Below are 21,433 nucleotides of genomic sequence, written 5' to 3'. Positions count from 1 at the left end.
ACTTTGAAAGCTTCCCCGCAGTCCGCACACAGTCCACAGGACACCCGGTCAGGGCCGTCGGGACCCATCGCTGGTCAACGGTGAAAGGCCAGTTCAGCGGCCTGCAGGAGTGATCACCGCAGGTCACCGATCCGACCCGTCGCATGGAGACCAAGAAGGTCTGGCCGGGCCGTCCGACCCGCGAGCGTCGCGGGTCGCGTCCGCCCACCTGACCGCACCCGGTCCTCAGGGCGCCGAATGTGGCGTCCATGGCGGGCCGGGTGCGGTGCTTTTCGGCCACAGGTCAGCGCAGACGCGTGAGATCGCGCCGACTCTCGTCAGCATCTGCTGGGCATCCTTCCCGCCACCACATGGATGGACATGTTCCCCGTCAACGGCTTCAACCCCCGCGCCGAGGGCGACGGCGGACGGGCCCACGTCGAGCGTGTCTCCTCCCAGTTGGGTGTCACCGAGCCGGGAGAGCTCGCCCTGTACGCCAAGGCCTGCGCTCGGCTGAGCGAAGCAGTCGTGCGGGGAGACGGCGCGAAGGACCTGCTGAGAAGGCCTGTACCTTCTGGGTCACCGTCCCTGCGGGAGGCCGACGTCGGCTCGGGCTTGGGCGGCCGTCCCGGGTGCCTTCAGCCCCGTCCGCCGGCCTCAGCCCGCCGTCCCGCCGCCCCCGTCCCCCGTCCACGCCCGCACCTCGACCACCGCGTCCACCGGCAGCGGCCCGTACAGGTGGGGGAAGTCCTCGCCGCCCTCGGACATGGCCTCGTGGCGCAGGGGTGCGGTGAGGCGGGTCGGGTCGATGACCAGGACGATGAGCTCCACCTCCTCGGAGCCGTACAGCATGCGGGCCACGGCGGGGAGTTGGTGGGAGTGGGAGAGGTGGATGAAGCCCTCCTGCTGGAGAGTGCGGCCCCGGGTGGACCAGGTGTAGGTGCCGTCGTGCTGGGCGGCTGCCCAGAGGGCGGGTTCGGTGAGGTGGAGGAGGAAGTCGGTCATGGCGCCACGGTAGGTCCTCAGCCGGCCGCGAGCAGGCGGGCCTCCACCTCCGGGGCGAGGCCGACCGGGGGCCGGTCGGGGCGCTGCGGGGCGGTGCCGCCGATCGACTCCAGCCAGGTCCAGGTGTCGGCGACGGTCTCGGCCACAGGGCGGCAGCGCAGACCGGCGGCCAGGGCCTTGCTGACGTCGCCCCGGTGGAGGGTGTCGTGCATCTCCCCGGCGGGCAGCCAGATCGGGAGCTCGGTCCAGGGCGTCACGCCCGCCGCGAGGAGGGTGTCCGGGTCGGTCCAGCGCAGTTCGGCGTCGGAACCGGTGACCCGGACGCAGGCGTCCAGCAGCTCGCCCAGGGTGGCGTGACCGGACTCGCCGACCGTGTTGTAGGGGCCGTGCAGGCCCTTCTCCGCAGCGTCCAGCACCCACGTGGCGAGGTCGCGGGCGTCGATGTACTGGATCGGGCTGTCGTGGGGGCCCGGCGCCAGGACCGGGCCGCCACGGGCTATCCGGGTCAGCCACCACGGCAGCCGGCCGATGTTCTCGTACGGGCCGAGGATCAGGCCGGGGCGTGCCAGCAGGGCGCGGTCGCCGAAGGCGTCGAGCGCGGCCAGCTCGCCGCCCAGCTTCGCCTGCGGGTACGGGACTTCGCCCGCCTCGTCGGGGGAGGCACCGGACACCAGCGGGCCGTCCTCCGGCAGGCCGGCGGGCGCCGGGTAGGGGTGCACCGAGCGGGTGGAGACGTACGTGTAGTGGCCGGTCCGGTCGGCGAGCAGCCGGGCCGCGTCCCGGACCGCCACGGGTGCGCCGGTCCAGGTGTCGACCACCGCGTCCCACGCGCCGGTCTCCAGCGCCGCCAGACCGGCCTCACCCGCCCTCCGGTCGCCGTGCAGCGCCACCGTGCCGGGGATGGGCGCCTGGCGGCCGCGGTTGAACACGGACACGTCCCAGCCGCGCCCGAGCGCCGCTTCGGCGACGGACCGTCCGACGAACTCCGTACCGCCCAGAATCAGGATCTTCATGGTGCGACTCTGCCCCGGGGGGCAGGGGAGGGGAACCCGGCCTCGCTGTTGGCAGATCGGGGAACGAATCGCGGCTTCCGGGAGTTCGGCGCGGCCGTGCGCGGAGCGCCGTGACCTCCGCGAGCGGACCCCGGCCCGGTCAGAGAGCCGGAGCCCGCAGCCGTACGTCCTGGGGCAGGGCGTCACGTATCGCGGCCAGTGCCGCCGTGAAGTCGCGCTCGGCGCGCGCCGATTCGTAGAGCGCGCCGTCCAGGTGGAGGGCGAGGTGCACGTCGGGGTCCGAGCGGCGCAGGGAGAAGAGGCAGCTCATCGTGGCGGGCCGCTCGGTCTCTCCGGAGCCGGCGCCCTCCGCGACGATGGTCACCGGCTGGTCCCACTCCAGGACGCAGTCGGTCAGGGCGCCGTCCGCGAGCGCGAACGAAGCACTGTCCGGGAGTGGTTCCACCACCGGGCGGAGGCCGTCGAGGCGGTTGCCCTCGAAGTCGACACCCCGGATGCGCAGCTTGATCACTCCGCCGTCCGCGAAGACGGTGGCCGCGTCGGAACCCAAGTGGTCCCGGTACCAGCCTGCCCACGACTCGTTTGTCATGAGCAGGGACTGTAGCCCCTGCTCATGACGCGTTTCGTGCCGCCCTCCACTTTGCCGCGCGCAGCTCAGGAGGCGGTGAGCACGATCTTGCCGAACTGCTCGCCCGTGAGCATCCGTTCGAAGCCCTCGCGGGCCCGGTCGAGCGGCAGGACCGCGTCGACGACGGGCCGTACGCCGGTCGTCGCGCAGAAGGAGAGCAGGTCCTCCAACTCGTCCTTGGAGCCCATCGTGGAGCCGACGATCTTGAGTTCCAGGAAGAAGATCCTGGTCAACTCGGCGTGCGTAGGCCGGTCTCCGCTGGTGGCGCCCGAGATGACGAGGGTGCCGCCGGGGCGGAGCGACTTGACCGAGTGGGACCAGGTCGCGGCGCCGACCGTCTCGATGACGGCGTCCACGCGCTCGGGCAGCCGGGCGCCGGGTTCGAAGGCGTCGACGGCGCCCAGTTCGACCGCCCGCCTCCGCTTGGCCTCGTCGCGGCTGGTCGCGTAGACCCGGAGGCCCGCCGCCCGGCCGAGGACGACGGCGGCGGTGGCGACCCCGCCGCCCGCGCCCTGCACCAGTACGGAATCGCCGGGGCGCACACCGGCGTTGGTGAAGAGCATCCGGTACGCGGTGAGCCAGGCGGTCGGCAGGCAGGCGGCCTCCTCGAAGCTCAGCTCCTTCGGCTTGGGCAGCACGTTCCAGGCGGGCACGGCGACGCGCTCGGCGAACGTGCCCTGGTAGCGCTCGGTCAGGATCGAGCGCGGCTCCTTCGGGCCGACCCCGTGGCCGGTCTGGCCGATCACCGAGTGCACGACGACCTCGTTGCCGTCCTCGTCGATGCCGGCCGCGTCGCAGCCGAGGATCATCGGCAGCCGGTCCTCCGTGATGCCCACGCCGCGCAGCGACCAGAGGTCGTGGTGGTTGAGCGAGGCGGCGCGGACCTCGACGGTGGTCCAGCCGGGCCGGGCCTCCGGAGCGGGGCGCTCGCCCAGTTCCAGGCCGTTCAGGGGGTTCTCGCGGTCGATGCGGGCTGCGTAGGCGGCGAACATGCCCCGACCCTAGGCCCGGCCGCCGCCCGATCCAACCGGCTGCCGGTGTGACACGCGCCGCGCCGCCACCCCTCTTGCGCCGATCCTCGCGCCACCTTGCGTGTCAACCGGGGTTGACGTGACCCCGGGTGTCAACGTACGTTGACATCATGACCGAAGCAACGGACCTGGCCGCACGTGCCGGGGATCGAGATCCGCGCGTCGGACTGCGGGCCGTCGCCGCGCTGCGGCGGCTGCTGGAGCAGCTCGAAGCCGTCCAAGTCGGAAGCGCCCGCGCCAAGGGCTGGTCGTGGCAGGAGATCGCGGCCGAACTCGGCGTCAGCAGGCAGGCCGTGCACAAGAAGTACGGGAGGCATTGATGTTCGAGCGATTCACCAAGGAGGCCCGGGCCACCGTCGCCGGAGCCGTCACCTTCTCCCGGCGCGCCGGGGAGGGCGGCATCACCGAGGAGCACCTGCTGCTCTCCCTCCTCGAACAGGACTCGGGCCGGGCCGCGTCCGCCCTCACCGCGCTCGGCGTCACCGACCGCCGGGCCTCCCTGGAGGCGGCGCTCGGCGAGGCCCGGCGGCGGGGCGGCCTGACGAAGGCCGACACGGAGGCGCTGGCCGGACTCGGCATCGACGTCGGAGAGATCGTCGCCCGGATCGAGGAGGAGCACGGCGAGGGGGCGCTGGCGGAGGACGCCAGGGGCCGCCGTCGCCGGTCCGGCCGCCGGCCGCTCACCGCGGGCGCCAAGGGGGTGCTGGAAGGCTCCCTGCGGATCGCCGTGGGCCGGGGCGACCGCTTCATCGGCGGCGAGCACCTGCTGCTGGCCCTCCTCGTGCGGCCCGGAGTGGTGGCGGACGTACTCGCCGACCACGGCGCCTCGTACGAGGCCGTGGAGCGCGCGCTCCACGGGACGGGGCGCGAGGGCGGGGGAGAGGCGGGGGCGGCGGCCGCCGGCTGACGCGCCAATGACGGCCGGCCGCCGGCTGACGCGCCCGTGACGCGCTGAGGCCGCCACCCCGGCACCGGAGTGGCAGCCTCACCGCGTGTGACGGACCCTCAGGCCCTCCGCAGGTCCTTGGGGCCGTCCTCGCCCGGCCGGTCGCCCCTGCGCAGCAGCGCGTCGACGCGGGAGACCGCCGTCGACAGGTGGGCGCGGGCCTCGGCCACCTGGTCGGCCGTGACGCCCCGGTCGCGGGCTGCGTCGCGGATGTCGTCGCGGAAACGGTCCAGCAGCCGGTCCAGGTCCCGGGCCGGATCGCCGGTGACCGGCACGTCCACGGCCCAGTCGGGCGCGGGGTCCGGCTCCTCCGTACGGGAAGCGGCCGGGGCGGCCGAGGAGCCCGCAGCGGTCCCGTCCGTACGCGAGGGCTCCCGGTCCGACGGCCGGGCCCCCGGGCTCTCCGTGCGGGCGTGTTCGGGGCTCTCGGCCGGCGGCCAGGTGCCGCTCCTGGCGAGACCGGCGAGGTGGCCGGTGAGCTCGGCCAGGCCGTCGCGCACCCCGGCGGGCCAGTCGCCCCGCGCGAAGTGCTCCTGCACCTGGCGGGCGGCGTTCCGCATCTGCTCGCGGGCCCGCTCGTCGGCCTCCTTCGCCTGCCGGCGGGCCTGCTGGGCCTCCTCGCGGGCGCGCCGCGACTCGTCCTTGGCCCGGCGGGCCTGCTCCTTCCACTCCTGCTTGGCCTGGCGCAGCTCCTCCTTGGCCTTGCGCCAGGCGTCCTTCTCCGTCAGGTCGCCGAGGTTCCCCAGCCGGCCGAGGTCGCCCAGGTCGCCGATGAAGGACTCCCACTCGCCCTTGCCGCCGCCGGGTTCACCCGGGCCGGAACCCGGGCCGGAACCCGAGCCCGAGCCGGGGCGGTGGCGGGAGGCGGAGGCGGCGGCGCGCATGTCGCTGCGCAGCCGGCCGGCCGCGCCCCGGACGTCGTCGCGGATCTCGGCGGCCAGCTCGGAGACCGACTCGCGGATCTCCAGCTCCAGATCGGCGAGTTCACCGGTGCGCCCGGCGAGTTCGGCGCGGCCCGCGTCGGTGATCGAGTAGACCTTCCGGCCGCCCTCCGTGGCGTGGGTGACGAGCCCTTCCGCCTCCAGCTTGGCCAGCCGGGGGTAGACCGTGCCGGCGGACGGGGCGTACAGGCCCTGGAAGCGCTCCTCCAGCAGCCGGATCACCTCGTAACCGTGGCGCGGGGCCTCGTCGAGCAGTTTCAGCAGGTAGAGCCGGAGACGGCCGTGGGCGAAAACGGGGGGCATGTCAGAGCGCCTTTCCGGTCGGCTCGGCAACGTACGGTTCGTCCTCGGACGGCGGGCGGCGCAGCAGCGCGATCGAGCCGGACACCGTCGTCGCCCTCAGCTTGCCGGTGCCGGCACCCAGCGTGCCGGTGATCTTCTTCGCACCCCACTGGCCACTGACCCGCAGGTCCTCGAAGGCGTTGGAGACGGCGCCGCTCGCGGTGTTCGCCTCGACCCGGGCGTCCGCCGGGTGGGGCAGCCGGATCGCGATCTCACCGGAGACGGTGGTCAGCCGGATGTCGGCCGGCGCTCCGGTGGCGTCGACGTCCAGCACCATGTCGCCGCTGACGGACTCGGCGCGCACCGAGGTGCCGGCGCCCTCCACCACGGTCAGGTCGCCGGAGACCGACGTGAACCGCAGGTCGCCCGTGACGGACTGCGCCTCCAGGCCGCCGGAGACCGTCTCGCCGCGCACCTCCCCGGTGAGCCCGACGAGGGTGGTGTCGCCGGTGACGCCGCGTACGTCCGTACGGCCCCGGATGCCCGAGACGAACGCCCCGGCGCCGACGACGCCGACCTCCACCGACGCGGAGGCGGGGACCGCGAGGGTGACCGCCGCGCTGCGGGAGCGTTCGCTGCGGTCGAACCACTTGAGGAAGCTCTTCCAGGCGAGGTCCTCGTAGGTCACGGTCAGGACGCCGTCCTCGAGCGTGACGATCAGCGGCGGGCCGTCGATGGCGGAGACCTCCAGCCGGGCTTCCGGCTCGTCGGAGCCGACCACGTTGACGGTGCCGTTGACGATCCGCACCTTGAGTGCGGTCACCTGCTCGGCGAAGGCGAGTTTCAGTGGCTCGGCGACGGTCCACGTCGACACAGGCATGGGTGTGACCTCCAGAGCGCATGGCGCGACGCAACATATCGCGTCTCTCGTTCAACACGATATATCGCGGATGGATGGAGTCAAGGGCGAGCGGTCCGGCCCCATGCCGGTCCCACGGTCAAAAAGGGTCATGAGTGGATGAATTGCCCTAGCGTGTGAGGCATGAACGCGACACCCGTGGGCGCGCTGCTGCTGTGCCGGGCCGACCCCGAGACCGTGCGCCCCCTGGCCCACCTCCTGCGCGAACGGATGCTCCTCACCCCCGCCGGTACGGAGTGGAGCGTGCTGGTGCCGGAGGGGCGGGCCTGGCGGGACACGCCCGCCGAACCCGCCGAGCCCGTAGACCGGGTACTGGCGGGCTGGGCGGCGGCCCTCGCGGTCGCCTCCACCTGGCCGGTCGTCGCACTCTGGTGGGACGACACCCGGGCGGGCTGCACGCTCGCGTCCGGCTTCCGGCGCCCGGTGGGGTACGTCTGGCTGGCGGACGGCACCCCGGCCGGCGAGGACGAGGCGATGGCCACCTTCGCGGCGCGGCTGGATCTCGACCCGGTACTCGACGTACAGGCGCTGCAGACCCTGACCCGCCCCGACCCGCACGCCGACGGGTGCGCGCGGCTGCGGAGGCTGCTCGGCCTCCTCACCCGCACCGGGGTGGAGCTCCGGCCGGGACTGGAGCCGGGCCGGAGCGCCGAAGCCCTGCGGCAGGCGGCCGAGGCGCTGCCGGAGACCGGGCGGGTCGAGTGGACGGGATGGCGCGACGCCGTACGCGTCGAACTCGACGCGGTGGAGAGCAGCGGCCTCGGCCCCTGGATGCTCGGCCCCCGGGCGCGGGCGGTGGCCACCGCACAGGTGGCCGTCGGCGCCCCGCTGGCCCTCTGGGGGGCGTACCGCCGCAGCGGCGGATGGACGGCGGCCGGCACCCTGCTGCTCGCGCAAGGGGTGCTGGGGCTCACGTACAACGAGGTCAGGGCGGGGACGTTCGTACGCGAGACGCTGCCCTACCGGTGAGGAGAACCGCACCGGTGAGGAGAGCGTCACCGGTGAAGGAGACCCGGCGGCCCCGGGTGACTACTCGTCCTCGTCCTCGTCGTCCAGACGCGCCAGCCAGGTCGCCAGCCGCTCCACCGGCACCTCGAAATCGGGGTTGAGGTCGACGAAGGTACGCAGCTGCTCGGCCAGCCACTCGAAGGTGACCTCCTCCTCGCCGCGCCGCTTCTCCAGTTCCTCGATGCCACGGTCGGTGAAATACACAACGTGCTCCTGATGCCTGCGGATGTTCTGCCCTCTCAGGGTAGGGCGCTCACGGTCCGCCACGAACAGGGACCGGCCCCCACCGTGATGATCACGGTGGGGGCCGGTCCCTGTCGTCGTGCGGGTACCGCTGCCGGTCAGGCCTCGAAGACCTCGGCGACCAGCTGAGCCTGCTCCGCCTGGTGGCGCTTGGCCGAACCGACGGCCGGCGACGAGCTGTGCGACCGCGAGATGCGGCGCAGACGCTCGTTGTGCGGGACGTCGGCGCCGACGGCCAGGTCCAGGTGGTCGATCAGGTTGAGCGCGATGAACGGCCACGCACCCTGGTTCGCCGGCTCCTCCTGCGCCCAGAGGTACTTCTCGGCGTTCGGGTACTTGGCGATCTCGGCCTGGAGCTCCGCACCCGGCAGCGGGTACAGGCGCTCGAGGCGGATGATCGCGGTCTCCGTGTCGCCCCGCTTCTGACGCTCGGCGTCCAGGTCGTAGTACAGCTTGCCGGCGCAGAAGACGACCTTGCGGACGTTCTCGGGCGTCACCGACGCGTCGCCGATCACCGGGCGGAAGCCGCCGGTGGTGAACTCCTCCGCCTTCGAGGACGCCGCCTTGAGGCGGAGCATCGACTTCGGGGTGAAGACGATCAGCGGCTTGTGGTGCGGGTTGTGCACCTGCCACCGCAGGAGGTGGAAGTAGTTCGACGGCAGGGTCGGCATGGCGACCGTCATGTTGTCCTGGCCGCACATCTGGAGGAAGCGCTCCGGGCGGGCGGACGAGTGGTCCGGGCCCTGGCCCTCGTAACCGTGCGGCAGCAGCAGGGTGACGCCGGACGTCTGGCCCCACTTCTGCTCGGCCGAGGAGATGAACTCGTCCACGACGGTCTGCGCGCCGTTGACGAAGTCACCGAACTGCGCCTCCCACACGACCAGCGACTCCGGACGGGCCAGCGAGTAGCCGTACTCGAAGCCCATCGCCGCGTACTCGCTGAGCAGCGAGTCGTAGACGTTGTAACGGGCCTGGTCCTCGGTCAGGTAGAGCAGCGGGGTGTAGTCCTCGCCGGTCACCTGGTCGACCAGCACCGCGTGGCGCTGGCCGAACGTGCCGCGGCGGGTGTCCTGGCCGGCGAGCCGGACCGGGGTGCCCTCCATCAGCAGCGAACCGATGGCGAGGGTCTCGCCCATGCCCCAGTCGATGGTGCCGTTCTCCACCGAGGCGGCACGGCGCTGCATCTGCGGCATCAGGCGCGGGTGCACCGTGATGTGCTCGGGGATGTTGACCTGGGACTCGGCGATCCGCTTGACGACCTCGGAGGAGACCGAGGTGTCCACGGTGACCGGGAAGGCCGCCTGCGGCTCGCGGACGTGCGGGGCAGCCGACTGCGAAGTGGCCTCGCGGACCTCCGCGAAGACCTTCTCCAGCTGGCCCTGGAAGTCCTGGAGCGCCTGCTCCGCCTCTTCCAGCGTGATGTCGCCGCGACCGATGAGCGACTCGGTGTAGAGCTTGCGCACCGAGCGCTTCTTGTCGATCAGGGTGTACATCTGCGGGTTGGTGAACTCAGGGTTGTCGCCCTCGTTGTGACCGCGGCGGCGGTAGCAGATGAGGTCGATCACGACGTCCTTGTTGAACGCCTGACGGAACTCGAAGGCGAGGCGCGCGACGCGGACCACGGCCTCCGGGTCGTCACCGTTGACGTGGATGATCGGCGCCTCGATCATGCGCGCCACGTCGGTGGCGTACATCGAGGAGCGCGAGGACTCCGGGGCGGCGGTGAAGCCGACCTGGTTGTTGATCACCACGTGCACGGTGCCACCGGTGCGGTAGCCGCGCAGCTGCGACATGTTGAGCGTCTCGGCGACGACACCCTGGCCGGCGAAGGCCGCGTCACCGTGCAGGGCGACGGGCAGGACCGTGAAGTCCGTGCCGCCCTTGTTGATGATGTCCTGCTTGGCGCGGGCGATGCCCTCCAGGACCGGGTCGACCGCCTCCAGGTGCGAGGGGTTCGCGGCGAGCGAGACCTTGATCTGCTCACCGTCCAGACCGGTGAAGGTGCCCTCGGCGCCCAGGTGGTACTTCACGTCGCCGGAGCCGTGCATCGAACGCGGGTCGAGGTTGCCCTCGAACTCGCGGAAGATCTGCGCGTACGACTTGCCGACGATGTTCGCCAGGACGTTCAGGCGGCCGCGGTGGGCCATGCCGATGACGACCTCGTCCAGGCGGGCCTCGGCGGCGGAGTCGATGACGGCGTCGAGCAGCGGGATGACGGACTCGCCGCCCTCCAGGGAGAACCGCTTCTGGCCGACGTACTTCGTCTGCAGGAACGTCTCGAAGGCCTCGGCCGCGTTGAGGCGGCGGAGGATGCGCAGCTGCTCCTCGCGCTCGGGCTGCGAGCGCGGACGCTCGACCCGGTCCTGGAGCCACTTGCGCTGCTTCGGGTCCTGGATGTGCATGAACTCGATGCCGGTGGTGCGGCAGTACGACTCACGGAGCACACCGAGGATGTCGCGGAGCTTCATCATCGACTTGCCGGCGAAACCGCCGACCGCGAAGTCGCGCTCCAGGTCCCACAGGGTGAGGCCGTGCTCGGTGATGTCCAGGTCGGGGTGCTTGCGCTGGCGGTACTCCAGCGGGTCGGTGTCGGCCATGACGTGGCCGCGGACCCGGTAGGAGTGGATCAGCTCGAAGACCCGCGCGGCCTTGGTGACGTCGTCGTCGTGCGAGGCGTCGATGTCCTTGAGCCAGCGGACCGGCTCGTAGGGGATGCGCAGCGCCTCGAAGATCTCGTCGTAGAAGCCGTTCTCGCCGAGCAGCAGCTGCGAGAGGACCCGCAGGAACTCGCCGGAGGCGGCACCCTGGATGACCCGGTGGTCGTAGGTCGAGGTCAGCGTCATGACCTTCGAGATACCGAGTTTGTTCAGGGTGTCCTGCGAGGTGCCCTGGAACTCCGCCGGGTAGTCCATCGCGCCGACGCCCATGATGAGGCCCTGACCGGGCATCAGGCGGGGCACCGAGTGGACGGTGCCGATGCCGCCGGGGTTGGTCAGCGAGGCGGTGACCCCGGTGAAGTCGTCCATGCCCAGCTTGCCGATGCGGGCGCGGCGGACGATGTCCTCGTACGCCTGCCAGAACTCGAAGAAGTTGAGCGTCTCGGCCTTCTTGATGGCCGCGACCACGAGCTGCCGGTCGCCGTTCGGCTTGACCAGGTCGATGGCCAGACCGAGGTTGACGTGCTCCGGCTTGACCAGGGTCGGCTTGCCGTCCTTCTCCGTGAAGGAGTAGTTCATCGACGGCATGGCCTTGAGGGCCTGCACCATCGCGTACCCGATGAGGTGCGTGAAGGAGATCTTCCCGCCGCGGGCGCGCTTGAGGTGGTTGTTGATGACGATGCGGTTGTCGAAGAGCAGCTTCACCGGCACGGCGCGGACGGAGGTGGCCGTCGGCAGTTCCAGCGAGGCGTTCATGTTCTTCGCGACGGCGGCCGAGGGGCCGCGCAGCGTCACGTACTCGGGTCCGCCGGCGGCCTCGGTCGCCGGGGCGGCCTTGGCAGGCGCCTTCGCGGCCGGCGCCTTCGGAGCGGGGGGCGCGGCCGGCGCCGCGGGGGCCACCGGGGCGGCGGGCGCGACGGGTGCGGCCGGAGCTGCGGCGGCGGGCTTCGCGGGGGCTGCCGGGGCGGCCTGCGCGGGCGCGGCCTTCTCGGCGGCGGGCGCGGCGGCCGGCGTCACCGGGGCGGCAGGGGCCGCCGGGGCTGCGGCTCCGGGCTTGTCCGCCGCGCCGGAACCCGGCTTGTAGTCGGCGAAGAAGTCCCACCAGGCACGGTCGACGGAGTTCGGATCCTGGAGGTACTGCTGGTAGATCTCGTCGACGAGCCATTCATTGGCACCGAAAGCAGCGGCCGGGTTGATTCCCGGGCCTGCTTGGTCGGTCGAGATGGTCGAGTTACTGGGGGACTGAGACGACACGGCGGCAACCGCCCTCTTCCGCTTCACAAGGTGATGGACAGCGGGAATCAAGGCTACGCCTCCCGCGCCGTTCCTTGCAGACCGGGCCGCTCATCGTCGTGCACATCACATCTGAAGGCGGGTTTCGGAGCTCGGAATGGCGGGAAACAAGCGGGGTTCCGCTGCGCTTCGGGTAGTCGGGGACACGGCTGGGGCCCCGCGGGCCGTACCCCTGGTGACGAGGGACCAAGATCACGTCCCTTTCGTTCGAACCATATGTCAACTGCGGGCCGGTGACATCCCCGGAAGGGTGATCTGAATCCGGCATCCATGTGTGGATTCAGCCACTCTGATGCGGCCACCGTGCAGATCCACCGCCCAGTGGGCGATGGCCAGTCCGAGCCCCGTGCCCCCGTCGCTGCCGGGACCGTGCGGGGACGGGTTCTGGCCCCGGTTGAACCGCTCGAAGACGCGATGGCGCTCGGCCTCAGGGATACCGGGCCCCTCGTCGATCACTTCGAGTTCCAGGGACTCTGGTTGCGCGCTCGGTCGCGCCAGCACCGTCACCCGGCCGTGCGGCGGACTGTGTTTCACGGCGTTGTCGATGAGATTCGCCACGACCTGGTGCAGCCGCTCGGTGTCCGCGTACGCCGTCATGTCCGCGGGGGACACGTCGAGGTGCAGATGGACGTCCGTACGGGAGTGGTTGCCGGAGCCCGAGGAGAGCCGCCGGCGCGAGGCCGCGAGGTTCGCCTCCTTCAGTACCCCGGCGAGATAGGGCCACACCTCGAAACGGCCGGCCTTGAGGGGCACGACACCGTTGTCCAGCCGCGACAGGTCGAGCAGCGTCTCCACCAGCCGGCCGAGCCGCTCCGTCTGCTGGAGCGCGGTCCGCATGGTCTCCGGGTCGGCCGCCGACACCCCGTCCACCACGTTCTCCAGCACGGCGCGCAACGCCGCGATGGGGGTCCGCAGCTCGTGCGACACATTGGCGACCAACGTCTTGCGGTGCCGGTCGACCGCCTCCAGATCGTCCGCCATGCGGTTGATCGTCTGCGCGAGGTCGCCCAGCTCGTCACGGCGCCCGGCCCCGCTGACCCGGCAGGTGTAGTCGCCGTGCGAGATCGACCGGGCCACCGCCCGCATCTCGTCCAGGGGAGCGGTCAGGCCGTGCGCGACGAACTGGGTTATCAGCAGCGTGGCGATCACCGAGAAGACGGTGATGAACTGGAACTCGGTCCGGGTCCGCAGCGCCACCACGAGCAGCCCCGTGGTGATGAACACGGAGACCACGACGAGCGTCCCCAGCTTGGCCTTGATCGAGAACGGGCGCAGACCGGGCCCGGAGCGGGTCATGCTGCCGGGGTCTCCAACGCGTAACCGACACCGTGGACCGTGCGGATGCGCTCGGCGCCGATCTTCCGGCGGAGCGCCTTGATGTGGCTGTCGACCGTGCGGGTGCCCGAGGCGTCCGCCCAGTCCCAGACCTCGGCGAGCAGCTGCTCGCGGGAGAGCACCGCACGCGGGGTGTTCGCCAGGCAGACCAGCAGGTCGAACTCGGTCGGCGTCAGGTGGACGTCGTCGGCGCGTACCCGGACCCTGCGCTGCGCGTGGTCGATCTCCAGTTCGCCCAGCCGCAGGATGCCGCTGCGCGGGGTCACGGCGGCCAGCGCGGCCCGCTCGACCCGGCGCAGCAGCACGTGCACCCGGGCGGCCAGCTCGCGCATGGAGAACGGCTTGGTCATGTAGTCGTCCGCGCCGACCCCGAGCCCGACCAGCATGTCGGTCTCGTCGTCCCGCGCGGTCAGCATCAGCACCGGTACCGGGCGCTGCGCCTGCACCCGGCGGCAGACCTCCAGGCCGTCGAAGCCCGGGAGCATGATGTCGAGCACCATGAGATCGGGCTGCCAGGCCTCGGCCGCGTCCACGGCGGCGGGGCCGTCCAGTGCGGTCTGCACCAGGAAGCCCTCCGCCCGCAGACGCGCGGCGATGGCATCGATGATCGTGGCGTCGTCTTCGACCACCAGCACCCGGCGCTGCGCTCCGGGGGTGGCCGCGACGCCGTTGTGGTTGGTGTGTGTCTGTTCCATCGCCCCGCCCCTGCCCGCTCCCGCGGAGATCATTCCTCCGGGGGATGCGGTTTCTTCGCTCGTTTTTTCTTGCCTGTGTGGTCCGTCTGCCGGGCAGCAGCGTAGAGGCAGCGGATGCCTTGCGGCTACGCAGGGTGGTGCCCGGTCTGGAAGGGATACCCCGCCAGGGGTGGGGGAAAGCGTGCCTTGTCCGGGTATCCCCGCCCGGCCGGATACCCCGGCGGGGTGCTCAGGCGGTCCGAAGTGCGAGATGAACCACGTCGGGCACACCTCGGGCAACGGCCACCTCTTCGGTTCGTACCCCCTCGAATCCGGCAGCGCGCAAAGCATGTTCGAACGATTCGGACGGTTGTGCGGACCAGATGGCGAGAACGCCTCCGGTGGTCAGGCGCTCCCGGCAGGCGGCGAGGCCGGAAGGGGAATAGAGGCTTCCGTTGTCCTCCGTCACGGTCCACTCCGGGCCGTTGTCGATGTCCAGACACAGTGCGTCATAACGCTCCGTAGTCGTACGGAGGTGCTCGACCAGGTCCGTACGGAGAATCCCGGTTCTGGGGTCGGCCGGCGCGGCGCCGGAGATCCGGCCCAGCGGGCCGCCCAGGTGCCACTCCACGATCGCCGGCTCCCGCTCGGCCACGACGATCCGCCCCCACCGTTCCTGCCCGGCCGCCCGTACCAGTGAGAACCCCACGCCGAGCCCGCCGATGAGCACCGAGGGCGCCGGCCGCGAAGGCGGCAGCGCCGCGAGCGCCAGGTCGATCAGCAGCCGCTCGGACCGGCCGTCCGAGGTGTCCATGAGGAAGCACCCGTTGGCGATGATCTCGAAGTGCTCGCCCCGCTCGCGCAGCACCACCTCGCCGAAGGGGCCGTCGCGGCGGTCGAGGGTGACGGGGGCCGGGTCTGCGTGACGGCTGGGGGTGGCGCTGGCGGACATGCTGCTGCTCTCCGGTCTCCGATGGCGGCGGACGGGGTCGAGGCCGCCCATCCTGGCGCGGCGGGTGCTCGATTCGCCAACGGGTTTGTGCGGGCGGGCGGATGGGGTGCTCACCGTCGACGTCGCCCCGTCCTGCGGAGGCCCGACGGGGCGTGGCCCTGTGTCGTGGACCTTCTCCCGTGGGGGCGTGGTCCCGTGTCGCGGGCTCCCTCTGGTGGGGGCGTGGTCCCGTGTTGCGGGCTCCCTCCGGTGGGGATGTGATCCCGTGTCGCGGACTCCCTCCGCTAACGACGGGAGCTCCGATGGGGACACCGCCGCCCCGGCCCGGTGTCGGGTGGTCTCCCTGCGGGGGTGGCCGATACCGCGCCGGTCCGCCCCGCCGTGCGCCGGTGGACGCCGTTGCTGCGGTCGCCCGTGTCCTGTTACCGTACCCCAACTCCTCAGAGGACCTGAGGAGTGAGGTGTTCGGGTGCGACGTCCGAGCGGGACGTTCAAGGGCGAGGGGCAGGAACCGGCGATGACGATGACGACGGGCCGCGGCGAACCGCGGCGGCAGAGGCGGGGCGGCGCGCCACGGCCGGATGCGGCGGGACGCGCGGGGAGACCGGACGGTGTGCGCAAGGGGCAGTTGGGGTTCCTGACCGGCACCCACGTCGTCAACGACCTCTACCAGGGGGCGCTGCCCGCGCTGCTGCCGTTCCTGGTCTCCGAACGGCACTACAGCTACTCGGCGCTGTCGGGCATCTCACTCGCCGCCACCGGCCTCTCCAGCGTGGTGCAGCCGCTCTTCGGAGCGCTGGCGGACCGGGCGCCGCGTCCCTGGCTGGTGCCCGCCGGATTCCTGGTGGCCGCCGCGGGAGTGGCCGGTACCGGACTGTTCTCCGGCTATCTCCTCACCTGGATCTGCGCCGCCGTCGCCGGGATCGGCATCGCCGCCTATCACCCGCCCGCCACCAACCAGGCGCGGGCGGCGGGAGGAAACTCCCAGAAGGCGATGAGCGTCTTCTCGGTCGGCGGCACCCTGGGAGGTTCGCTCGCCCCCGGGTTCGTCACGCTGGTGGTCGGGGCCGCCGGACTGCGGGGCACCTGGCTGCTGGCCGTACCCGCCCTGGTGATGGCCGCGCTCTGGGTGGCCAAGGGGCCCTGGATGCGGGCCCGCGGCATCCAGGAGGCCACGGTGGTGATCCCCGCCGCCGGTGCGCGTTCCGGCGGTGCCGGGGCCCGGGACGACTGGCACGCGTTCGGCCGGCTGGTCGTGGTCGCGGCCTGCTGGTCCGTCCCCTACGTGACGACGGTCTCCCTGGTCTCCCTCTTCATGATCCGTGAACTGGACAGCTCGCGGGGGACGGCCGCGGCCGTCCTGACCTCCTTCACGCTGGCCGGAGCGGTCGGCACCCTGCTGGGCGGGTGGGCGGCCGACCGGTACGGGCGGCTGGCCGCGATCCGCAGCGGCTACACCCTCGCGGTGCCCGCGATGGCCGCGCTGGTGTTCGCCCCCGGTGTGGCGGCCGGCGCGATCGGCGTCGCCGTACTGGGCTTCGCCATGTTCATCCCCTTCTCCTCGCAGGTGACCCTGGCCCAGGACTACCTGCCCACCCGCCCCGGCACCGCCAGCGGCGTCACACTGGGGCTCACCATGTCGGTCGGCGGACTCGGCTCGCCGCTGTTCGGGCGGCTGGCCGACGCGCACGGACTGCGCGTCACCTTCGCCGTGGTCCTCGCGATCCTCGTGGTCGCCCTGCTCGCCGCACTGCGGCTGCGGGAACGGACGCCTCAGGCGGCGGTGGCGGTTGCGGAGCCGGGGCCCGGCCCGGAGGCGGCCGGCGAGAAGGAGGGCTCCGAAGCCGTGGGTTAAGTTGTCTGAGTACCCGAGGAGTGGCGGGCTGGTGACGGTGCCGTCGTTCCTCGGGTACGGAGCATTCCGCGTTCGGAACCTGCTTCGTTCGGAACCTGCTTCGTCCGGAACGTTCTTCGTCCGGGAATTCGACCCACTTCCCACCTCGGTCCCAGGGAGCGTCCGTCATGGCGGTACGGCCGGTGCAGCGCACCTCGCTCGTCGAAGGCGCGGTCGCCGAACTGCGCCGCCTGCTCGCGGCGGAACACTGGCCGGTGGGTGCCCGGCTGCCCGGCGAGGTCGAACTGAGCCGGCTCCTCGGCGTCGGCCGCTCCACCGGGCGGGAGGCGGTCCGGGCACTGATCGCCTCCGGACAGCTCCGCTCCCAGCAGGGATCCGGTACCTACGTGGTCTCCACCGCACCCGTCGAGGAGTTCGAGCGCGGGCTCCGCCGGGCCGCCGTCGCCGACGTGTACGAGGTACGGATCGCCCTGGAGGTGGAGGCGGGACGGCTCGCCGCGACCCGGCGCACCGACAAGGATGTCGTCGTCCTCGGGGAGCTGCTGAGCGAGCGGGGCGCCGCCGGCTCGGACGCCGAGCTGGTGGAGGCCGACCTGCGGCTGCATCGCGCGGTGGTCACAGCCGCGCACAACCCGGTCCTCGCCCAGGTGTACGACTCCTTCCTCGGTGCGCTCCGGGTCGCCGCCCGGGACGCCGTGGCGGACGGCGACGTGCACGACGGCCCGGGCGGCGACGACGCCCGCGCGCACGAGGACCTCGTCGCCGCCGTCGTCGCGGGTGACCCGCAGGCGGCGGAAGAGGCCACCCGCCGCAACCTCGGACGTGCCCTGGAACGCCTGCGCGGCGCGTGAGGACGGGGGCGCCGCCCCTTCCCGTACACCGGTCGGGTCCGGCCCGTACACCGGTCGGGTCCGGCTCCGCCGTTTTCTGCCCACAGGAATGGACTGTACGGTCCATAAGAGGTTAGCTTTGAACCGTACGGTCCAATCCTGGGCTCCGAGAGTTCCGAGAGTTCCGAGAGGGAGTGCGGCGCCATGACGGCACGACTCGACAACAGGACGGCGCTGGTCACCGGCGCGACCAGCAACATCGGACGGGCCATCGCGCTGGCTCTCGGCGCTGAAGGCGCCCACGTCGTGGTCTCCGGCCGTGACGGCGAGCGAGGTGAGCGGGTGGTCGCCGGGATCAGGGCCGCCGGGGGCCGGGCCGACTTCGTCGCCGCCGACCTGGACGGCACCGCCGCCGCTTCCCGGGCGCTCGCCGAACGGAGCACCGAGGTACTCGGCGGCCGCATCGACATCCTGGTGAACAACGCGGGCATCTACCCGCCGTCCACCACGACCACCACCGACGAGGCCACCTTCGACCTGGTGTACGGGGTGAACGTGAAGGCCCCCTTCTTCCTCACGGCGGCCGTGGCCCCGGCCATGGTGGCGGCCGGCGGGGGAGTGGTCGTGAACCTCGGCTCCTGGATCACCCGGCTCGGTGTAGCCTCCAACGCGCTCTACAGCTCGACCAAGGGAGCCGTCGAAACCCTCACCCGCGCCTGGGCCGCGGAGTTCGGGCCGTCCGGGGTCCGGGTGAACGCGGTCTCGCCCGGTGTGGTCCACGAGCCCTCCGGCGAGCCGATGCCCGGCGACGTGATGATGAAGGGAACCCCGGCCGGTACGCACGGCAGGCCCGAGGACATCGCCCGGGCCGTCGTCTACCTGGCGAGCGACGACTCCTCCTTCGTGCAGGGCATCGTCCTCGACGTGGACGGCGGCAGGACCTCCACCGCGGTGATCGCCACCTGATCGCTGCCTGACCGCCACCGCGTCGCCGGGCGGGCTGCTCGGGCTGCTCGGGCTGCGGGCCACGGGCCCACGGGCCACTGCGGTACGGCCCCGGGCCGCGTACCTCAGGGGCCCGTGCGCCCGGTTGTACGATGGGCCGACCAGGCGGGGACCCGGTACGCGTGTCCCCCGGGGCGCCGGCGCCGGGCGCCCCCTGCACCCCCAGGAAGCGGACCCGTGGCACAAGGCCTGACCAGCAAGGGTGCCGCGACGCGGCAGCGCATCGTCGACGGCGCTGCCCAGCTGATGCGGCAGCGCGGGCCCGAGGTCTCCCTCGACGAGATCCGCGCAGCGACCGGTACCAGCAAGAGCCAGCTCTTCCACTACTTCCCCGAGGGCCGGTCCGCCCTCCTCGTCGCCGTCGCCCGGCACGAGGCCGAGGCGATCCTCGCCGACCAGCAGCCCCACCTCGGCGAACTCACCAGCTGGCCCGCCTGGGACGCCTGGCGCGACGCGGTGCTCGACCACTACCGCCGCCAGGGCCGCAACTGCCCGCTGAACGTCCTCACCGGCCAGCTCGCCGGTGACAACCCCGAGGTGCGCGCCGTCGCCGAGGACCTGATGGGCCGCTGGCAGGCCCAACTGGCTTCCGGGGTGCGGGACATGCAGCGCCAGGGGCTGATGTCGGCCGCGCCGGACGCGGAGCGGGCGGGCGAGTCGATCCTCGCCGCGGTGCAGGGAGGTGCGTTCACCCTGATCGCCACCGGCCGCCTCGGCCCGCTGGAATCCGCCCTGGACCTGGCCCTCGACCACCTGCGGGTGCCGGACCACGCCTGAAAGACTGCCGCCGCGTGGGTGACGGGCCCTGCCGGAGGGGGTGGCACGCGCCCCGGGCAGAGGTACCGTCCTGTCATGTCCCGATCGACCGAGACCGGCCCTTCCCAGTCCTCCGCAGCCGCGCACGGCCCGGTCACCGCGGACGACCTCGACCGTGCTGTGCGGCTCGCGGTGGACGCCCTCCGCGAGGCCCCGCCGGACGCGTGGGAAGGGAAGGCGGGTTCGCTGGAGTGGGACTGCTGGGAGACCGTCGAGCACCTCAGCGACGACCTCTTCGCGTACGCCGCGCAACTGGGGCCCCGCACACCGCCCATGACGGGCGATGTGCCCTTCCTCTGGGAGAGCCGGCGGCCCGGCGGCCCCGCGAACGCGATCCACGCGGACCGCGCGGCCGGTCCCGACGGGCTCCTGCAGGTGCTGGAGGCCAGCGGTGCGCTGCTGGCCGCCATGGTGCGTACGAAACCCCCGCGGGTCCGCGCCCACCACGGCTACGGGGCGTCCGACCCCGAGGGCTTCGCCGCGATGGGGATCGTGGAGACCCTGGTGCACACCCACGACCTGGCCCAGGGGCTCGGCCTTTCCTGGAACCCACCCGCCGGCATCTGCGCACGGGTGCTCGCCCGGCTCTTCCCGGACGCCCCGGAGTCCACGGCCCCCTGGCCCACTCTGCTGTGGGCCACCGGACGCGCCGAACTCCCCGGGCACCCACGGCTGACCACCTGGCGCTGGAACGGCACACCCCGGCCCCGGATCTGACCGGCCGAAAGAAGGGAGCGCGTGCCGTGATGACGGCGGAAGACGTGCTGTCCGTCCTCGGCCTGCTGCGACGGGCGGAGGCCGACGTCTGGATCGGCGGAGGCTGGGGGATCGACGCGCTGATAGGCGAGCAGACCCGGGACCACCGCGACCTCGACCTGATGCACCGCTCGGACCAGGAGCCGGCCGTGCTGGCCGCGCTGGCGGGCGCCGGCTTCACGGAGACCCTCGACCAGCGCCCCGTACGGTTCGTCCTGACGTCTCCGGCGGGTCACTCGTCCCCGGCGCTCACGCCCCCGCCAGCCCTCACGCCCCCGCCGGGCCTGTCTTCCCCGCCGGGCCCGGAGCTGGACCTGCACCCGCTGGTCTTCGCCGCCGACGGTTCCGCCGTACAGGCCTCGCCCGAACCGGACCGCCCCTTCCGGTACCCCGCCGCCTGTTTCGTGACGGGCACCATCGGGGGCACGCGCGTCCCGTGCCTCTCGGCGGAGCAGCAGGCCTACTTCCACCAGGGGTACGAACCCACGTCGCGAGACCTGCACGACATGGCCCTGCTGCGCCGCGCCTTCGGGATCGCCACGCACTTCTGACCGGGCCGGAGTCCGACTCGGCTCAGGCGGCTGCGGGGGCGCCGAGCAGCTCGGACGCGTGCTGGAACGAGTCGGTCGCGGGCGCGGGCGCGCGGGGAACGGCGGGGCAGGTGAAGCCGAGCTGGGCCATGGCCCGGAGGACCTCACCGGCGCTGAAGTCCCGGCGGTCCTGCCGGGTGATGACCTGGCCGACCTGCTTGACGGGGTAGGTACGGCGGCCCACGATCACGCACTCGCCGACGGCCGGCTCCGGCTTGATGCCCTTCATGGCTTCCAGGACCCCGCTCTTCGTGAGCTCGAACGGGAAACGGGCGATGACGCAGCGCATGATGCCTCACAGAGAGAAGAGAAGGAGCGGGGTGCTGTCGTGCCGAGCGGGTCGGCTCAGAGGGCCAGGGCGAGCAGGCCCGGAGCGCCGTCCCGGTCGTCGGCGAGAACGTCGCGCAACTGGATCCGGTCCGTGTACGCGGTCCCGTCCCGTACGGCGGCGAGCGCGGCCAGGGTGACCGTCCCGGTGCACAGTCCGTCGTTGTCGCAGACGAGCAGATGGTCGACACGGGCACTGATCATGACCGACAGAGCCACTTCGACGGTCATGTCGTCGCCGACCCGCGGCTCCTGAGTGTCGTCATCGGAAAGCTGGACGGTGCCGGTGGGACGAATGCGGGAGAAGTGTCTGTGCGTACGTACGGGGCCCAAGAGGAACCTTCCTCG

At 72.2% G+C, this 21,433-nt stretch carries 22 protein-coding genes; 9 read left to right on the top strand and 13 right to left on the bottom strand.

Going from position 1 to position 21,433, the window contains the following annotated elements; translation table 11 throughout:
- Positions 1 to 636: 636 nt before the first annotated feature.
- The 4 genes from ACWCSV_RS17065 to ACWCSV_RS17050 form a co-directional block, all read right to left on the bottom strand.
- Entirely contained in the window at positions 637 to 984 is a 348-nt protein-coding gene (locus ACWCSV_RS17065; RefSeq protein ID WP_451142902.1) for a DUF952 domain-containing protein, read from the bottom strand.
- A 17-nt stretch (positions 985 to 1,001) separates the two neighbouring features.
- Positions 1,002 to 1,997: an NAD-dependent epimerase/dehydratase family protein gene (locus ACWCSV_RS17060; RefSeq protein ID WP_451142900.1), complete on the bottom strand. Its 996-nt coding sequence runs from the start codon at positions 1,995 to 1,997 to the stop codon at positions 1,002 to 1,004.
- Positions 1,998 to 2,136: 139 nt separating this feature from the next.
- The gene (locus tag ACWCSV_RS17055; protein ID WP_451142898.1) at positions 2,137 to 2,586 is read right to left on the bottom strand and encodes a DUF6304 family protein; all 450 of its coding nucleotides are present in this window, start codon (positions 2,584 to 2,586) and stop codon (positions 2,137 to 2,139) included.
- Positions 2,587 to 2,651: 65 nt separating this feature from the next.
- Positions 2,652 to 3,617: a zinc-binding dehydrogenase gene (locus tag ACWCSV_RS17050; RefSeq protein WP_451142896.1), complete on the bottom strand. Its 966-nt coding sequence runs from the start codon at positions 3,615 to 3,617 to the stop codon at positions 2,652 to 2,654.
- Between the two features lie 149 nt (positions 3,618 to 3,766).
- Here ACWCSV_RS17050 and ACWCSV_RS17045 point away from each other — a divergent pair, with 149 nt between their 5' ends.
- Positions 3,767 to 3,976: a helix-turn-helix domain-containing protein gene (locus ACWCSV_RS17045; protein ID WP_451142894.1), complete on the top strand. Its 210-nt coding sequence runs from the start codon at positions 3,767 to 3,769 to the stop codon at positions 3,974 to 3,976.
- A complete protein-coding gene (locus ACWCSV_RS17040) occupies positions 3,976 to 4,563 on the top strand; it encodes a Clp protease N-terminal domain-containing protein (RefSeq protein WP_451142892.1) in 588 nt (195 codons plus the stop codon). The genes ACWCSV_RS17045 and ACWCSV_RS17040 overlap by 1 nt, the downstream gene beginning before the upstream one ends.
- A 98-nt stretch (positions 4,564 to 4,661) precedes the next feature.
- On the opposite strand, the gene ACWCSV_RS17035 is transcribed toward ACWCSV_RS17040, so the two are convergent.
- Positions 4,662 to 5,846: a helix-turn-helix transcriptional regulator gene (locus ACWCSV_RS17035; protein WP_451142890.1), complete on the bottom strand. Its 1,185-nt coding sequence runs from the start codon at positions 5,844 to 5,846 to the stop codon at positions 4,662 to 4,664.
- Between the two features lies 1 nt (position 5,847).
- Entirely contained in the window at positions 5,848 to 6,705 is an 858-nt protein-coding gene (locus ACWCSV_RS17030) for a DUF4097 family beta strand repeat-containing protein (RefSeq protein WP_451142888.1), read from the bottom strand.
- 162 nt (positions 6,706 to 6,867) lie between these two features.
- Between ACWCSV_RS17030 and ACWCSV_RS17025 the strand changes: the two genes are divergently transcribed.
- Positions 6,868 to 7,713, top strand: a complete 846-nt coding sequence (locus ACWCSV_RS17025; protein ID WP_451142886.1) for a hypothetical protein — start codon at positions 6,868 to 6,870, stop codon at positions 7,711 to 7,713.
- A 60-nt stretch (positions 7,714 to 7,773) separates the two neighbouring features.
- On the opposite strand, the gene ACWCSV_RS17020 is transcribed toward ACWCSV_RS17025, so the two are convergent.
- From ACWCSV_RS17020 to ACWCSV_RS17000, 5 genes are all read right to left on the bottom strand, one after another.
- Positions 7,774 to 7,956 carry a DUF6104 family protein gene (locus ACWCSV_RS17020; protein ID WP_003961784.1) on the bottom strand — a complete coding sequence of 61 codons (183 nt, stop codon included), beginning with the start codon at positions 7,954 to 7,956 and terminating at the stop codon, positions 7,774 to 7,776.
- A gap of 137 nt (positions 7,957 to 8,093) precedes the next feature.
- Positions 8,094 to 11,906, bottom strand: coding sequence for a multifunctional oxoglutarate decarboxylase/oxoglutarate dehydrogenase thiamine pyrophosphate-binding subunit/dihydrolipoyllysine-residue succinyltransferase subunit (locus tag ACWCSV_RS17015; protein ID WP_451142884.1), 3,813 nt, complete (start codon positions 11,904 to 11,906; stop codon positions 8,094 to 8,096).
- A 258-nt stretch (positions 11,907 to 12,164) separates the two neighbouring features.
- Positions 12,165 to 13,241: a HAMP domain-containing sensor histidine kinase gene (locus tag ACWCSV_RS17010; protein WP_451142882.1), complete on the bottom strand. Its 1,077-nt coding sequence runs from the start codon at positions 13,239 to 13,241 to the stop codon at positions 12,165 to 12,167.
- Entirely contained in the window at positions 13,238 to 13,975 is a 738-nt protein-coding gene (locus ACWCSV_RS17005) for a response regulator transcription factor (RefSeq protein WP_266709036.1), read from the bottom strand. Before ACWCSV_RS17005 ends, ACWCSV_RS17010 begins: the two co-directional genes overlap by 4 nt.
- Before the next feature lie 229 nt (positions 13,976 to 14,204).
- Positions 14,205 to 14,906 carry a spermidine synthase gene (locus ACWCSV_RS17000; protein WP_451142880.1) on the bottom strand — a complete coding sequence of 234 codons (702 nt, stop codon included), beginning with the start codon at positions 14,904 to 14,906 and terminating at the stop codon, positions 14,205 to 14,207.
- A 613-nt stretch (positions 14,907 to 15,519) separates the two neighbouring features.
- Between ACWCSV_RS17000 and ACWCSV_RS16995 the strand changes: the two genes are divergently transcribed.
- From ACWCSV_RS16995 to ACWCSV_RS16970, 6 genes are all read left to right on the top strand, one after another.
- Positions 15,520 to 16,761 (top strand): MFS transporter, encoded by a 1,242-nt coding sequence (locus tag ACWCSV_RS16995; protein WP_451142878.1) that lies wholly within the window; start codon positions 15,520 to 15,522, stop codon positions 16,759 to 16,761.
- A 167-nt stretch (positions 16,762 to 16,928) separates the two neighbouring features.
- Complete coding sequence (locus ACWCSV_RS16990) at positions 16,929 to 17,612, top strand: FadR/GntR family transcriptional regulator (protein ID WP_451142876.1); 684 nt, start codon at positions 16,929 to 16,931, stop codon at positions 17,610 to 17,612.
- A 183-nt stretch (positions 17,613 to 17,795) separates the two neighbouring features.
- Entirely contained in the window at positions 17,796 to 18,557 is a 762-nt protein-coding gene (locus tag ACWCSV_RS16985) for an SDR family NAD(P)-dependent oxidoreductase (protein ID WP_451142874.1), read from the top strand.
- A 216-nt stretch (positions 18,558 to 18,773) separates the two neighbouring features.
- The gene (locus ACWCSV_RS16980) at positions 18,774 to 19,373 is read left to right on the top strand and encodes a TetR/AcrR family transcriptional regulator (RefSeq protein WP_451142872.1); all 600 of its coding nucleotides are present in this window, start codon (positions 18,774 to 18,776) and stop codon (positions 19,371 to 19,373) included.
- A 75-nt stretch (positions 19,374 to 19,448) separates the two neighbouring features.
- The gene (locus ACWCSV_RS16975) at positions 19,449 to 20,129 is read left to right on the top strand and encodes a maleylpyruvate isomerase N-terminal domain-containing protein (RefSeq protein ID WP_451142870.1); all 681 of its coding nucleotides are present in this window, start codon (positions 19,449 to 19,451) and stop codon (positions 20,127 to 20,129) included.
- Positions 20,130 to 20,158: 29 nt separating this feature from the next.
- Positions 20,159 to 20,719, top strand: coding sequence for a nucleotidyltransferase domain-containing protein (locus ACWCSV_RS16970; RefSeq protein ID WP_451142868.1), 561 nt, complete (start codon positions 20,159 to 20,161; stop codon positions 20,717 to 20,719).
- A 22-nt stretch (positions 20,720 to 20,741) separates the two neighbouring features.
- Here ACWCSV_RS16970 and ACWCSV_RS16965 read toward each other — a convergent pair whose 3' ends face one another.
- Both ACWCSV_RS16965 and ACWCSV_RS16960 read right to left on the bottom strand, forming a co-directional pair.
- The gene (locus ACWCSV_RS16965) at positions 20,742 to 21,047 is read right to left on the bottom strand and encodes an SCO5918 family protein (protein WP_451142866.1); all 306 of its coding nucleotides are present in this window, start codon (positions 21,045 to 21,047) and stop codon (positions 20,742 to 20,744) included.
- A 56-nt stretch (positions 21,048 to 21,103) separates the two neighbouring features.
- Positions 21,104 to 21,418: a CBS domain-containing protein gene (locus ACWCSV_RS16960; protein ID WP_451142864.1), complete on the bottom strand. Its 315-nt coding sequence runs from the start codon at positions 21,416 to 21,418 to the stop codon at positions 21,104 to 21,106.
- Positions 21,419 to 21,433 lie beyond the last annotated feature (15 nt).

The sequence above is a fragment of the Streptomyces sp. NPDC001770 genome (assembly GCF_053596135.1).
The sequence above is the reverse complement of the archived record's forward strand: the minus strand, read 5'-3'. Positions and strand labels throughout refer to the sequence as shown.

What these genes read in the sequence shown, in the direction of transcription:
- ACWCSV_RS17040 (WP_451142892.1), top strand. Translation starts at nt 3,976, where the DNA reads ATGTTCGAGCGATTCACCAAGGAGGCCCGGGCCACCGTCGCCGGAGCC.
- ACWCSV_RS16975 (WP_451142870.1), top strand. Translation starts at nt 19,449, where the DNA reads ATGTCCCGATCGACCGAGACCGGCCCTTCCCAGTCCTCCGCAGCCGCG.
- ACWCSV_RS17060 (WP_451142900.1), bottom strand. Translation starts at nt 1,997, where the DNA reads ATGAAGATCCTGATTCTGGGCGGTACGGAGTTCGTCGGACGGTCCGTC.
- ACWCSV_RS16990 (WP_451142876.1), top strand. Translation starts at nt 16,929, where the DNA reads ATGGCGGTACGGCCGGTGCAGCGCACCTCGCTCGTCGAAGGCGCGGTC.
- ACWCSV_RS17025 (WP_451142886.1), top strand. Translation starts at nt 6,868, where the DNA reads ATGAACGCGACACCCGTGGGCGCGCTGCTGCTGTGCCGGGCCGACCCC.
- ACWCSV_RS17055 (WP_451142898.1), bottom strand. Translation starts at nt 2,586, where the DNA reads ATGACAAACGAGTCGTGGGCAGGCTGGTACCGGGACCACTTGGGTTCC.
- ACWCSV_RS17000 (WP_451142880.1), bottom strand. Translation starts at nt 14,906, where the DNA reads ATGTCCGCCAGCGCCACCCCCAGCCGTCACGCAGACCCGGCCCCCGTC.
- ACWCSV_RS17045 (WP_451142894.1), top strand. Translation starts at nt 3,767, where the DNA reads ATGACCGAAGCAACGGACCTGGCCGCACGTGCCGGGGATCGAGATCCG.
- ACWCSV_RS16970 (WP_451142868.1), top strand. Translation starts at nt 20,159, where the DNA reads ATGACGGCGGAAGACGTGCTGTCCGTCCTCGGCCTGCTGCGACGGGCG.
- ACWCSV_RS17035 (WP_451142890.1), bottom strand. Translation starts at nt 5,846, where the DNA reads ATGCCCCCCGTTTTCGCCCACGGCCGTCTCCGGCTCTACCTGCTGAAA.
- ACWCSV_RS16965 (WP_451142866.1), bottom strand. Translation starts at nt 21,047, where the DNA reads ATGCGCTGCGTCATCGCCCGTTTCCCGTTCGAGCTCACGAAGAGCGGG.
- ACWCSV_RS16985 (WP_451142874.1), top strand. Translation starts at nt 17,796, where the DNA reads ATGACGGCACGACTCGACAACAGGACGGCGCTGGTCACCGGCGCGACC.
- ACWCSV_RS17030 (WP_451142888.1), bottom strand. Translation starts at nt 6,705, where the DNA reads ATGCCTGTGTCGACGTGGACCGTCGCCGAGCCACTGAAACTCGCCTTC.
- ACWCSV_RS17050 (WP_451142896.1), bottom strand. Translation starts at nt 3,617, where the DNA reads ATGTTCGCCGCCTACGCAGCCCGCATCGACCGCGAGAACCCCCTGAAC.
- ACWCSV_RS17005 (WP_266709036.1), bottom strand. Translation starts at nt 13,975, where the DNA reads ATGGAACAGACACACACCAACCACAACGGCGTCGCGGCCACCCCCGGA.
- ACWCSV_RS17065 (WP_451142902.1), bottom strand. Translation starts at nt 984, where the DNA reads ATGACCGACTTCCTCCTCCACCTCACCGAACCCGCCCTCTGGGCAGCC.
- ACWCSV_RS17010 (WP_451142882.1), bottom strand. Translation starts at nt 13,241, where the DNA reads ATGACCCGCTCCGGGCCCGGTCTGCGCCCGTTCTCGATCAAGGCCAAG.